General features: G+C 35.6%; 14 protein-coding genes. 9 read left to right on the top strand and 5 right to left on the bottom strand.

Annotated elements, in window-relative coordinates; translation table 11 throughout:
- The first annotated feature begins 2 nt into the window (after positions 1-2).
- Positions 3-599 carry a hypothetical protein gene (locus tag BK583_RS20955; protein ID WP_055737066.1) on the top strand — a complete coding sequence of 199 codons (597 nt, stop codon included), beginning with the start codon at positions 3-5 and terminating at the stop codon, positions 597-599.
- On the top strand, positions 589-1,194 hold the full coding sequence (locus BK583_RS19110) for a Crp/Fnr family transcriptional regulator (RefSeq protein WP_038476156.1): 606 nt from the start codon (positions 589-591) through the stop codon (positions 1,192-1,194). The genes BK583_RS20955 and BK583_RS19110 overlap by 11 nt, the downstream gene beginning before the upstream one ends.
- A gap of 78 nt (positions 1,195-1,272) precedes the next feature.
- On the opposite strand, the gene BK583_RS19105 is transcribed toward BK583_RS19110, so the two are convergent.
- Positions 1,273-2,502, bottom strand: coding sequence for a helix-turn-helix domain-containing protein (locus tag BK583_RS19105; protein ID WP_236702445.1), 1,230 nt, complete (start codon positions 2,500-2,502; stop codon positions 1,273-1,275).
- 332 nt (positions 2,503-2,834) lie between these two features.
- On the opposite strand from BK583_RS19105, the gene BK583_RS19100 reads away from it, so the two are divergent.
- A complete protein-coding gene (locus BK583_RS19100; RefSeq protein ID WP_055737068.1) occupies positions 2,835-4,100 on the top strand; it encodes an MFS transporter in 1,266 nt (421 codons plus the stop codon).
- Between the two features lie 110 nt (positions 4,101-4,210).
- On the opposite strand, the gene BK583_RS19095 is transcribed toward BK583_RS19100, so the two are convergent.
- The gene (locus BK583_RS19095) at positions 4,211-5,062 is read right to left on the bottom strand and encodes an SDR family NAD(P)-dependent oxidoreductase (protein WP_038476165.1); all 852 of its coding nucleotides are present in this window, start codon (positions 5,060-5,062) and stop codon (positions 4,211-4,213) included.
- A gap of 410 nt (positions 5,063-5,472) precedes the next feature.
- Here BK583_RS19095 and BK583_RS19090 point away from each other — a divergent pair, with 410 nt between their 5' ends.
- Positions 5,473-5,931, top strand: coding sequence for a GNAT family N-acetyltransferase (locus BK583_RS19090; RefSeq protein ID WP_201785152.1), 459 nt, complete (start codon positions 5,473-5,475; stop codon positions 5,929-5,931).
- Positions 5,932-6,175: 244 nt separating this feature from the next.
- Entirely contained in the window at positions 6,176-6,919 is a 744-nt protein-coding gene (locus BK583_RS19085; RefSeq protein WP_180316900.1) for a hypothetical protein, read from the top strand.
- An 849-nt stretch (positions 6,920-7,768) separates the two neighbouring features.
- Here the strand turns inward: BK583_RS19085 and BK583_RS19080 are convergent.
- Positions 7,769-8,074: a hypothetical protein gene (locus BK583_RS19080; RefSeq protein ID WP_055737069.1), complete on the bottom strand. Its 306-nt coding sequence runs from the start codon at positions 8,072-8,074 to the stop codon at positions 7,769-7,771.
- 152 nt (positions 8,075-8,226) lie between these two features.
- On the opposite strand from BK583_RS19080, the gene BK583_RS19075 reads away from it, so the two are divergent.
- The 3 genes from BK583_RS19075 to BK583_RS19065 all read left to right on the top strand — a co-directional run bounded on the left by BK583_RS19075 (position 8,227) and on the right by BK583_RS19065 (position 11,034).
- On the top strand, positions 8,227-9,066 hold the full coding sequence (locus BK583_RS19075; RefSeq protein ID WP_055737070.1) for an STAS domain-containing protein: 840 nt from the start codon (positions 8,227-8,229) through the stop codon (positions 9,064-9,066).
- A gap of 259 nt (positions 9,067-9,325) precedes the next feature.
- Positions 9,326-9,760: a VOC family protein gene (locus BK583_RS19070; RefSeq protein ID WP_055737071.1), complete on the top strand. Its 435-nt coding sequence runs from the start codon at positions 9,326-9,328 to the stop codon at positions 9,758-9,760.
- 290 nt (positions 9,761-10,050) lie between these two features.
- Positions 10,051-11,034 (top strand): aldo/keto reductase, encoded by a 984-nt coding sequence (locus tag BK583_RS19065; protein WP_055737072.1) that lies wholly within the window; start codon positions 10,051-10,053, stop codon positions 11,032-11,034.
- Positions 11,035-11,325: 291 nt separating this feature from the next.
- On the opposite strand, the gene arr is transcribed toward BK583_RS19065, so the two are convergent.
- The gene (arr, locus tag BK583_RS19060; protein ID WP_055737073.1) at positions 11,326-11,682 is read right to left on the bottom strand and encodes an NAD(+)--rifampin ADP-ribosyltransferase; all 357 of its coding nucleotides are present in this window, start codon (positions 11,680-11,682) and stop codon (positions 11,326-11,328) included.
- A gap of 464 nt (positions 11,683-12,146) precedes the next feature.
- Between arr and BK583_RS19055 the strand changes: the two genes are divergently transcribed.
- A complete protein-coding gene (locus BK583_RS19055; RefSeq protein ID WP_055737074.1) occupies positions 12,147-12,515 on the top strand; it encodes an iron chaperone in 369 nt (122 codons plus the stop codon).
- Positions 12,516-12,620: 105 nt separating this feature from the next.
- Here BK583_RS19055 and BK583_RS19050 read toward each other — a convergent pair whose 3' ends face one another.
- Entirely contained in the window at positions 12,621-13,370 is a 750-nt protein-coding gene (locus tag BK583_RS19050) for a DeoR/GlpR family DNA-binding transcription regulator (RefSeq protein WP_038476219.1), read from the bottom strand.
- Positions 13,371-13,432 lie beyond the last annotated feature (62 nt).

The raw sequence follows: 13,432 nt of genomic DNA, 5'->3' as shown, positions 1-13,432 counted from the left end.
TTATGAACCATCAACAGTTTTTGGTAGCAACAAGTGAACTAACTCAAAAAGTATGCAATAAGCACCCTATTTCTACTCCGTGCGTGATTTTTAAAGAAGATCAACAAAACCAAGTGAGGTTAATTGACTACACGATTGATAAGGATGTATTAAGTCAAATCATATTTGATGTTTTACGGTCTCTTAGAAAAGAAGAATGCGGTTTACCTATAATTGTTGCTACAGAAAATAATGTGATTAACCGCATGGAATCTGCTGGGGTATATTATGTAAATATCCGAAAGAATGAATTTGTTTACTTGTTTGGGAAAGAGGATTATAGGCGTTTTTTTGAAAGTCTTACAGTCGTTCAAGAAAGATTAAACCTCAAGGGCTCTTTACTCATTAGCTTTTTAACTGACAGTCCTAATCAATGTTCAGTGAATGAAAAACTGTCTGATCAATTGAATGATTTAATCCATCTACATGGAGATCTCAATTGCGAAAGCACTTCGATTGAACATCCAGAAGTCATTACCTTTCCATTACTTAATACTAATTTCAACCTTAGACTACTTCATTGGATTAAAAAAAAAGGTGGAGTTGAACATGTTAAATGAATGTAAAGAAATTCTTTTAAGTGACGATCAAATTGTCAGTATGGAGTCAGGGTATGTCTATTATCTACAAGAAGGAACGTTGCAATTATGGGAATTACACAATGATGGGGTAGAAATACTCATTAATGTTTTAAAGCCAGACGATGCTGTGAGACTGCCAGATCCTAGCATCAATAGTGTATATGAGTTTAGAACGAATAAAGAAAAGGCACAGTTAATTTTATACAAATGGGATTCTCTTCACAAAATAGAGGAGAAATACTACTTACTTAATAAAGTAGCTACCACAACAATGAGAACAGAATTGATTAATCACATTAAAAGAAAGAAATTTGTGAAAAATAGGTTGGTTTATTTATTGCAATTCTTGTCCCAAGAGTTTGGTGAAATTGAAAACCAGTATTACATTCTAAACATTCCGTTGACACACGAACATTTATCCAGTCTCATTCTCTCTAGTAGAGTAACGGTTACGAAACTCTTGAATGAATTAAAAAAACAAAAGGTCATTACGAATGTTCAAGGGTTTCTTTATATAAGAAAAGACCTTATTGATCGTGTAGGCAGCTACGATTGCTCGTTAGAAGTTGTTTAATCATACGGTACGTTTATCACTATTCATCCGCACTTTCAAGTCAGGAATATGAAGCTTGGACAAAATCTTACCATTTACTTACACACTTGAAGAATGGTTAAGTGCCATTAAGTAATACTCGGAAGATTTTTTGTAAAATTTCAACTCAAAGTAATAATGAGCTAATTCTTCTGCCATTTTCTTTATTAGTATGGAATGGCTATCTTTTTCAGCACGTTCAATTGTACGTTTTAATAATTTTTCGTAGTTAAGAAAATCACCTCTTTGTTTAAAAACAATGGCTTTAATGACATGTAATTCAATGTCTAAATAGCTCATTTGGTGTTGATCGACCAAATGTAAGCATGTATCTAAAAGGTCTTTAACCTCTGTCCATTCTTTTTTTAAGAGTTTTATTTCTAATAAGCCTTTCAAAACGTATACTTTACTAACGTCACTTTCGAGGTTAGCTAAACTTTTATTGTAATAAACAATGGCTTCGTCATACTTCTCGAGCTTTTGAAACACTTTACCAATATTATATGTGATCATGGTAAACAAACGATTCTTATTTTTTACATTTAAGTCAGCTAAATATCGTTCAGTCTCTTGTAAAGTACGTAAGGATTTATCATATTGTGAAAGCAAGTGATATTGAACGCCAAGGGTAACTAATACATTTACTATGTTTTCGGTATCACCTAATTTTAGGAATAGATCATATGATTTCTTACAATAGTAAAGGGCAATTGATTTGTCTTCCATAATGCGTTGTTTGACTAAGCTAATATTATAATAGAGTTTGGCACTTTCAATAGTTGTGTTATCGACGTTTAAATTTTCTGATATTGAATAATGGTAATGGGCTTGGGAGAAATTCTGTTTGGAGTAAAAATACTTCCCTAATATATTATGAAGCCTAAAATAAATCTGTTGTTCGTTAAGGTCTTTAAACTCGGTGTTATCTTTTACATCAATTAAGTTTATGTTAGAACGATAAATAGTGTCTGCATCATTCATTTCACCTTTTGTCATTGAATGATTTAATAAGACTGAAAACACTCTAATGAGGAGAGAAGGTTGAATAAATTCTAATAGAGACATTCTAAGGAGAGCTTCCCCTTCGTTCGATAACGATTTAGATTCTCCCTCTACTGTATTGAGTACATTTACAATCTTGTCTTGTAGACTAGTTGAACTGTTATGATCCATTATGTCGATAGTAACGTCTAACCTTTTCGAAATCTTATCTAGAAATTGTTTTGATGGCTTCGTCTTGCCGTTTTCAATTCGACTTAAATAGGCAACTGAACAAATGCCTTCTACCAATTCTGATTGAGAAAGTTTTCTGTATATCCTTAAATGTCTAATTTTTTCACCTATGTATATACTCATTTGTTCCCTCATTTCAATAAATTATTTATTCGATCTATTTATTAAAAATAGGGGGCGTTATTAGGAAGTAGATAATATACGTTAACAATGTCAATAAAAAACGTATCCCCATCCAGTTACAGTCGCTTATAAACGCATTTTTGATAGCTATGTAAATGGAATTATATCAAATAAATTTGGCAAATAGTAAAGTTTTTGGTTTGTATTTAAATAAAAAGACCTATTTTAACGAAATAATTAGTGAATTCGATGAATGGAGGGTATAAATGAAGGTGAAATTTGAGTCGTTTATGGTAGAAAGGAATTTTATCCTTTTAATGATGGGTGTTTTCATCAATGCGTTAGGAAGTGGTGTATACGCAATAGCCGGAATGTTACTAGTATTGAGCTTGAGTGGTAGCGTTCTCTATTCTGGTTTTGCTTTATTTGCGATCACCTCAGCAGGTGTATTATCTTTTTTAATTGCACCATTGGCTAACTATTTTAAGTACAAGAACGGTTTGGTTTATAGTAATCTACTAAAAGCGCTTATCCTTTTTACCATCCCTATATTGCACTACACAGTTGGTCTACATGTATGGTACGTAATTGGTTTATTGTTTATAACAGCCCTATTTACGCAATTTACGTATCCAATTGAATCGACAATCCTGCCAATCATTGTGGGGAAAGATAATGTGATAGCCGCTAACTCCTTTTTGCAAACCATTCGAGAAGCAATGGATATTGCGTTTCTCGCAGGCGCTGGGATTCTTATTACATTTACAGGGACCATTCCAGCTATCATCATCACAGCAACATGTCTCATACTCGTCACAATAGCCTATTCTTTTTTTACCTTCTTACAACCAGACGTAAAGAGAGATCCTTCTACATCCGTAGGTTCTGCAGTTCGTACGTACTTTATTGATTTAAAAGCTGGCTTCACTTACATTGGAAACTCTCTTATTCCTAAAATGATTTTTTCAATCGTTTTTATAAACCTGGCTATGGTGATTATGACGACAAATTTACCCGCGTTTTCTCTTATGAAAGGTAGTGGGATAGAAGCTTCTTATGGGTTTTACTTAGCGGCTATGTCGATTGGAATTATGATTGGAACGATTCTCGCTTCTAAATTAAAACAAATTGATTTCGGGAAATTAATTATCTTTTCTTTTTTCGGCACAGGTGTGATGTGGATCGGAACAGCGCTTCTCCCACTTGTGTTCTCCATGATTTTGTTTAGCATTGGAGCTATTTCCATCGGCATAATAAACATTCTTGTCTTTTCATCCATACAAAGACAAGTTGAAGTCACCTTCATTGGTAGAGTGATTACCCTGATAACGAGCGCAGCTGCTTTAGGAATGCCCATCGGGGCTTTAATAGGTGGAATGCTAGGGGAGATGTTTGCAACAGAAATACCCATTCTTATTTGTGGTGTTTCCATGATGCTATTTAGCCTTTCTTGGTTAAGTAGTTCTGCATTGCGTAAACTTCCAAGTATAGACCATGTTAAACTTTTCCAAGAATCAAACGTTCAAGCATAGCTTTATTGCAATGGCAAATCTTGAAAAAACAGTGAGCACTACTCTTTACGTTAGCATAAATAAAAGTGAGGACATTTCTTATTAGAAATGTCCTCTTACCCGTATTCTTTTTATTCCTCTGGCTGTGGAATCGCTTTTTCAGCAGAACGACTTACCGTTTCCCAATCTTTCCATGTCTTTATTTTGCTCAATTCATGTTCAATGGCTGCATCAAAGACGTGGCTCCCTAAAATGAGTCTTAAAGGTGGCTTCTCGTCATTAATCAGTTTTAGTAATGCAGTGGCAGCTTCCTTAGGGTGGCTATCTTTGCTTTCATAGCCTTGAGTTTCTAAAAACTCTCGGACAGGACTATATTCTTCATGTATAGTAGTGAACTGCATGTTTGTATATAAATTTGTCCAATATCCGCCTGGCTCTACAATAGATACATGAACCCCAAAATGAGAGACCTCTTGTGCTAATGCTTCACTAAAACCTTCTAATGCGAACTTACTTGCACTGTAGATTCCAGTCATTGGGCCAGCAAGAATGCCTCCAATACTGGATATTTGTATAATGTGACCAGACTTTTGTTTTCTGAGGTGAGGTAAAACTGCTTGGCTGACCCAAACGGCACCATAAAAATTAGTGTCGATTTGTTGTTTAATGTCGTCCTCGGTAAATTCTTCAATCATTCCCAATATCATGTTTCCGGCATTGTTTACTACTAGATCAAGTTTACCAAAATGAGTAATCGCTTTTTCAACAGTCTCAAAAACTGAAGCCCGTTCTGTGATGTCCAACTTAAATGACTTAAAGGTAGTTTTGTATCTTTTTTCTAATTCCATTAAGGGCTCTATATTTCGAGCAACCCCGACTACTTTATCTCCTAAGTTAAGTGCTGTTTTCGTAAATTCAAGTCCTAATCCACTGCTTGCACCGGTGATAAACCAGACTTTTGAAGTTGAATTGTTTGGTTTCATTATTCTTCACTCCTCCTGTATTCTTTCATCTTCATCATAAAAAGAAATAGAACAGTGTCTCTAAGACGTTCATTTTAGAGGGGAAGAAAGCCAATGTATACAAAAAAAGCGTGGGGGACAGACCGCCACACTCTTCAATACGATTGAGAGATATAAAAGGACAGACAATTTCCGCTAAACTCTGAAATGCATTCCAGAGCCACTGAACTATAAATTTAGCTGTTCAATTTGCGGATAATTACGATCACTATAATCCCTCCTTCATTTAGTTGTTTTATCATAGCTTATAAAAACATAATAGTCAAATTGTTCATTCACTGAACTCCTCGGTGCAAATGAGGTCGCTAATAGGATATAATGAGCAAAAAACGATCGTACACATGTATAGTCAAGGAAAGGGATGGATAGAAGTGAACGGTATAAAGCGAATAGTTCAATTGGATCGTAACAGTGAGACTAGATTGCTACAAATATGGGAATCCGGTGTTAATGAAACACATAGCTTTTTAACGTCTTCAGATATAGAACGAATTAGGCCAGATGTTTTGTTAGGGATAAGAAGCGTAGAACATCTTTTTTGTTTTTATAAGAATAGCGAAATTGTCGGTTTTATTGGCGTTGACACTAAAAAAATAGAGATGTTGTTTATTGATGCTGCAGTAATGGGAGAAGGAATAGGTAAGACATTATTGTCTTATGCAGTTGAAACCTTACATGCTACATTAGTAGATGTTAATGAACAAAATACTCATGCGGTTCAGTTTTATAAACATATGGGGTTTATACAAATTCATCGTTCTGAACACGATGATAGAGGAAGACCTTTCCCCATACTAACGATGCAAATGGAAAGCTCAATCACTCACTAGACTCGTTTAGAATAGGTTTTTACAGCTCGCTTCAAAAGTGAAGCGAGCTGTCATCATTCCTCATCATGCCATTATACAAAAATTGAAAGAGCATCACATACCCTCGCTAAAAACGTGACTACCCCCTCTCATTTTCTTCTTTATACCATTTTCTTAATCAGCCATTTTTTAAAGAAATGTGCGTTTGAAAATCAATGATTTGTGTTAAAGAAATAAAAACAAACGTATAAGAGGTTGATGCATCTTGTTTAGTCATATGGACTGGGTTCGATTATTTATGGCGGCTCTTTTCATTCTTCCACTAGTTACGATAATCCGCGAATCTGGCTATTATGTGGTAGCGACATTGCTTAGAGGGAAGAACAAAAAACTTGTTATTGGTAGCGGACCTACATTGGTTAAATTCCCTACTGTAGAAATCAGACGTTACTTCTTTATGTTTAGCTGGATGGAGTATGATGAATTAAAACCACGTAATCGATTTTGGCATGGGTTGATTTATGCTGCACCCATCCTTTCAACTGGAACAGTTGCTTTTCTAGCGAACGCTTTCGTTTTAGAGGGTATTTTGCCAGCTAATATTTTTTGGTCAACGTTTATTTTCTATTGCTTTTACTACATGCTTTTTGATGTTATTCCTGTTTATTTACCAGATGGACAACCAACGAATGGCCGGGCTATTTTCGATTTAATGTGGCACGGAGAACGGTCTGATTATAAGAAGCAGAGAGAAGAAGAAAAAGAGAAAAAGCAAATAGAAGGGAAGGCTGACGGGGACCGCAGCAATACGGATGCCCAAGAAGAAACAATGGAAAATCGAGATCGGGATGAAGAGGAGAGAGGCGATCATACAAATCCAGACGAAAGGCAAGAAGAGGCTAAGAGGAATCGAAAGCAACGTAGCTATACAGAGTCCCAAGAAGAGACAAAAGAAAATCGTGACCGAGATGAAGTGGAAAGGAGTGACCACACAAACCCCAAGTCATAGATTACTTATCATGTTGTCCAGACACGCAAGTTTTTCTGTCAATCTAAAGATATACATAAATTAGTGCCGTGTTACGCAGAAGGAAAGATCAGGAAATACGAAAAAATATGCAATAAAGAAAAATAAAGGTAAAGAAAAGAGGCCAATAGTGATTGGCTTCTTCTTTTTTAGGTGGACATTAAGATTAGGAAGTGAAAAGGACAGAGAATGCATGCCTAATCCTCGTACTGGATGATTAGATTACCAATAAAGTTTTTAAAGTAATGCAAAGGCATCATATTTAATTCAATTAGTTAGCTGAACCTTTGCGGGTAAATAGAGGGTTTTGAATGAGTAATAAAAAAGGGTGGTATAGAACATTCAAAAGAGAAAGTGTAAGAAATGTAGAGAGTAGATGGGGAATAAAAAAGACAGTATTGTAACGATAAAGCTACTTGGAAAAGAGGTGTTGAAAAATGATAGTTTGTAAGTAGATGATTTCTTTTTGGGATAACTTTCGATTTAGCTTTAATTCCATTTCGTTTATTAAACTTTGTAAAAGTTCCTCGTAATCATCCATTCATCTCTCCTTCCCGCCTTTGTGAGCAATACTAAAGAACCTTTATTAAAAAATCAATCAAATTTTCGCTGATTTCAAAAGTAGAACTTGAGTGTTGTTCCTTCATTCTCATAAGTTTGACAGTTCCCCACTTAAAATAGGAGTTCTTTGTTTTTCAATCATGCTCTTCAAAAGAGGTTCCATTTCCTCGGTATAATTTAATTACAATCATGCTTTTTACTAATCTGTACGATAGTAAGGGCAAAAACGAATACGTTTTTGCCTTAATCAGATAGTTTCTATTTACGGAATTAACTAGTTTTATCCTGACACACAATCACTAATAGTTGCCCCGATTCAACCGTATTATTCAATTCTTTCGCTTGGTTATTACTAAAACCGCATCCTTCAAGCAACTGTTCTAAGCTGTACATATCGCCATCATACTTTACATTTTCCTTTGGTAAGCCGTAGTCATTATGCGTTTTTGTTTGGTTATTGTGCGGAAAAGGAGCAACGACCTTGATCCGGGATGAATCATATTTTTGCTTCATTTTTTTAACAGCATCATACGCTTCCTCTTCACTATTGAAGTCCTTAAACATGGGTCTTTGCATACTCTTCACCTCTATCTATAATAATTGTATAGTCCCATTCCCACATTTATTTTTCTTTAAAACCAAATAGTATAAATTTAGGTTCTCTTTTTTATAGACAATCCATAGCGACAATGCAATAATAGGAGAAAAAATAAGGAGCTTGTAAGGCAATGTTATTCTATGATTACCTCCATGAAAAACTCCCTTCTTTGACTGAAGAATGGTACCATGGCCTCGATAAAACCAAAGGAGGCGTTTATGGTACATGTAACCCTTCAGAAATCGAAACGTTAAAAAAGCAGAACTACGACTTTCATTCTATCTTCATTACGTTGTTTGATGAAGACGAAGACTCATGTAGCGATGAAGCTTTTCAACGATGGATTGATTCCATTACTTCTGATGAAGCTCATTTAAATACAGCTTTGCCTGATATTATAGAAGAATTCCATCGTAATCAGCAGCTATATTTACAACATGTTGAAAAGTATTTCTATCATCATGGTGATCAGTTAGCATTTGAAGATTATGCTTCATGTGTGCAGAAAATAACAGATACCTTTAAAGACATCGTTGTAGCTTTTAGTATTAAAAACCAAGCTAAGTCTAAACAGTTAATTCATGCACAAAGTGAGTTAATTACAGAATTAAGCTCCCCGATTATTGATTTAAATGAAAAAATTTCATTGCTTCCGCTAGTGGGTGAAATTGATACGCACCGAGCGAAAATCATTTTTACAAATACGATAGAGTCTTGTGCAAAAAGACAAATTCAGTGTTTACTAGTAGATCTATCAGGTGTCCCAATTATTGACACAATGGTAGCGAATGAGTTGTTTCAATTAATAAAAGGGTTAACATTAGTTGGGACAAGAACCTCACTGTCAGGTGTTCGATCGGAAATTGCCCAAACAGCTGTTCAAATTGGTATTGATTTTAGCGGTTTGAAAATTTATTCATCTATTGCTCATGCGTTGGCGAAACTTGATTTCTCAACGATTGATATGTAAACTAAGAGGCTGGGACAGAAGTAGATAGACAGACCAAAATGACGAACATTCCTGAAAATAGGAACGTTCGTCGTTTGTTTTATATAAAAATGAGCGGAAGGATTCTCCTGTAGCGGTGCTACTCAGCATATTTTAGGCTATTCGTCTTTTCAAATACTACTTTTAGTTATCTCCCAGCCTCTTTATAGTGTAACGAATGTTGAGGCAGGTCGTCTAATGATGTTGATTCTAGATTAACGAAGATAGGAGTGAACACACAATGGTAGGAGTAGAAATTGACTTGGTTGTTACGGATAGTTTAAAAGCATTAGAATTATACGAGAATATATTTGAAATCGAACGTATTGAGGTATCAGATTTACCTAAAGGCACAAACGAAGCCATCTTTACTCTCTACGGCGTACGCTTTCACATGTTGGATGAAAATCCTGAATTTCAATTGGTAGCACCAACCAAAGAAGACCCTAAAACAATTTGGTTTAACGTATCTGTTCCTGATATTAAGGAGACCTATAAAAAAGCAATGAGCTTAGGGTGTAAGGAGATACAACCGGTTACGGATTTACCTGATTATGGACTTTCGAATGCAATGTTTATGGATTCTTTTGGATATGTTTGGATGTTACATCAAATTCACGAAGTAGTGAGTCATGAAGAGCGTATACGCATTTGGGAAGAAAAAAGAAAACAATAATAGAAGGATCTGTAAATCTCTCAGATATCAATTTTATGCTGGTTTAATGTGTAGAATGGTTCTATAGTTCCATCTCCTTCGCTAGCTCTACGCACCAATAGCCATTTATACGCAAGAAGTACATGGAAAAACGTATCTAGTTAGTAAAAGGGAAAATCATGTTCGTACCTCCACTTTCCTTAGAATATAGTCTGGTAAGGAAGCGCATTCTTTCTTAAAGTGTATGATTATGCAAATAGTTAGAAAACGTTTAAACTAGTAAATAATAAATGAACAAGGAGCTGAGGGAATTGCAGTATAAACAATTGGGAGACACTGATGTAAAGATTAGTCAGCTAAGCTTTGGAACTTGGGCTATTGGTGGCTCGTGGGGCAGGACGAATGACAAAGAATCATTAAAAGCACTTGAAACCGCAATGGATCATGGTGTGAACTTTTTTGATACAGCTGATGTGTACGGGGATGGTCATAGTGAGGAGCTTCTTGCGCAAGCGACGAAGGGGAAAGAAGATGAAGTCTATATTGCTACAAAATTTTGTAGAGCAGGGGATATCTTTTCTCCTGATACGTATTCCGCTGAGCAAGTGCGTTCATATTGCGAAAATAGCCTGAGGCGTTTAAAAAGGGAGCGCTTAGATTTATACCAGATTCATTGCCCGCCTCTTGACATACTTAAGAGTGGACAAGTGTTTACTGTACTTGATCAGCTTCAAGCTGAAGGGAAGATAAGAAATTATGGTGTGAGTGTTGAAACAATAGAGGAAGGTCTAGTATGTTTAGAAAATCCGAATGTGAAGGCATTACAGGTTATCTTTAATCTTCTTAGACAAAAGCCCCTTGAGACATTATTGCCAAAAGCAAAGGAACAAGGGGTGGGAATTATTGCAAGAGTTCCTTTAGCAAGTGGACTCTTAACAGGAAAATTCACAAGTGCGCACACGTTTGAAACAGATGACCACCGAAATTTTAATCGCGATGGAGATTCATTTAATGTTGGCGAAACGTTTGGCGGGATTGAATTCGAGAAGGGGGTCGAACTGGCTCAAAAGCTATCTTGGATTAAAGATGGTCGTAAGCATCTTTCGAGTGCTGCGCTTCGCTGGATACTAGATCAAGAAGAGGTAACAACTGTTATACCTGGATTTAAAACTGTTGAGCAAGTAGAAAAAAATGTAGAGGCTGTACATGAGCCTAAATTCACAGCCGAAGAATTGAAAAACTTGGCTGCGTTTTATAAGTCAGAAGTCGAGCAGCATATTAGGGGTCCTTACTAAGTAACGATAATAGGTTGAGTATAACAAAGAAAAAGGATCAAATTCGATTCTAGCCTGAAAATGGGTGCATGTTACAAAAACAGCCGAATGATTATCGGTTGTTTTTGTGTATCACAGCACAGAAAAAGAGCCGTTAGATACGGCTCAAATTAAGCGTTAGACCATTCGTTGCGCGAAAAATTACTTTAGAAGTTGTTTGATGACAAGATCAGCCAACAAATCTCTTGATGCTTTGATAAATAAAGATAATACAACGTTATGTTGTTTAGTCGTTAGTCCTCTAGTGACACTTTAATCGTATATGACATCTTTTCCTTCTTCTTTTAATTGTCTCAAAGAGGCAAGCATATGGTTTATTTCTTCATCGGAATGTCGTATCCATGAACCTAATTCCGCTATTACTTTTAATGGAGATTTCGATCGATAAGAGCGTGTTGGATTTCCGGGAAATCTTTTATCAGTTAAGTTAGGATCATTTTCAAAGTTCCCTAATGGTTCAACAATATAAATTCTTTCTTTGGAGTCGGATTTTGCTAATTCCGCTCCCCATTTGGCAGCATCTAAGGTCGCAGTAAAGTAGATATGGTTAGAGGTTTTATCCTGATAATTGGATACGTTATATTCTGCAAAAAATTCGTTATGATTCATAATGATTCCCGCCTTTTCGCTTGTTAGATATGTATTCTCTTCTCAGTGTATATCATAATTATAATTTTAGGAATAATTTTAACTGTATTCTTATTCCGATTTTTGTTTTCTGTAAATGTTATGCTATTTTTGGACAGTTTGAGAGTAAAAGCAGCAACAAATTGTTCGTTGGAGCGGGTAGTTTGAAGGTTAAAAAGACGTAGTCTGTTCTGCTAGTGCGAAGAACACTCAGAAGGAAGGGATACTTTTATTTTTGAACTAAAAAAATCTATTGAAATAAGGGGTCGAGTGAATCAGTTGATTGAATTAAAATAAAAGAATAGGTACTATGTACTTGATAGCAAAGCTATTGCGAATGTATAAAAATGATTAATGATGGTGTAAGAGCCCCCTTTAATGAAAAGAAAGAGAGTGATGTATAAAGGGGGAAAGATAATCATGACTTACTTATTATGGAGGAGAATATGGATCATTTCAAAGATTACTTAGCAAGTGTCGATCATCCTGAGCATCGTAATCGAACAGAAGAAATGTTGACGTGGATAGCTGTTGAGTTTCCTGAGCTAGTACCACACATTAAGTGGAACACGCCGATGTTTTCAAATCAAGACACTTTTATAATTGGTGTTTCTACTGCAAAACACCATTTAAGCGTCTCACCAGAAGAAGCAGGTATATCACGTTTTGCTGATGAAATTGCTCAGGCCGGTTACAGTGCAACTAAGGGATTGTTTAGAATTCCTTGGAATAAACCTGTAGATTACAAGTTATTAGAGAGAATGATTTGGTTTAATATTGAGGATAAAAAAGGGTATACGAAATTTTGGCGGTAAAAAGAAATTATTTGTTCAGCAACATACTTTAAAAATGAAGGTATATGAAAAAGAAGCGGTGGACAATAGTGGTTCACCGCTTTTTGTTGTTAATTAAACGATTGATTAAACCGTGTGTAACACAATATTTTCTTCTTGAAAGAAGGTTTTATACGACTCATCTAAAGGGGCAGATGTGATAATGTGGTCCACTCGAGACAAAGGGGCATACGTAAGCATAGTTGACTGACCGAATTTTGAAGCATCGGCTAGTAGAAAAAGCTCATTTTCTTTCTGAACAATGCTCTTTTTTACTTCATATTCGTGAAGATCGGCATTGGTTAATCCTTTAGAAATGCTAGCTCCAGTACAAGCCATAAACGCTTTATCTACATTATACTTATTAAGTGAAAAGCTGCTTATGTTGACGAATGAACGTGTTTTTGCTTGGTAATGATTCCCTAATACAAACAGTTCAATATTTTCTTTGTCCGACACAGCATTGATAACGTCTAAATTATTCGTCAAAACCGTAATAAACTTATCTTCAGGGAAATGATCGAACATCCATTTTGTTGTGGTACCTGAGTCAATATAAACAAAATCTTGATCTTCTATAAAAGATGCTGCATGTAGAGCGATCCGAACTTTTTCATCATTGTAGACGTGGTGACGATTTTCAAACGGAATTAACTGTTTTTCCGTTGCAGTAACTCCTCCGTATACTTTTTCAATCACCCCTTTTTCGGTTAAACGGTTAAGATCCCGTCGAACAGTATTTTTGGATACATCGAAGCGCTCACATAAATCATCAATGGAGACGGTTCCGTTTGCAAGAATGTAGTTTTCCATTTCTTGAATCCTAACTAGCTTCATTCTATTACTCCCAACGTCAAAAATTCTTATCTCATACTATACCATTATACTCAAAATATAAT

Origin of the sequence: Shouchella oshimensis (assembly GCF_002019765.1) — a bacterium.
GTDB classification, from domain to species: domain Bacteria; phylum Bacillota; class Bacilli; order Bacillales; family Bacillaceae_D; genus Shouchella; species Shouchella oshimensis.
This window is presented reverse-complemented; position numbering and strand designations above follow the sequence as displayed.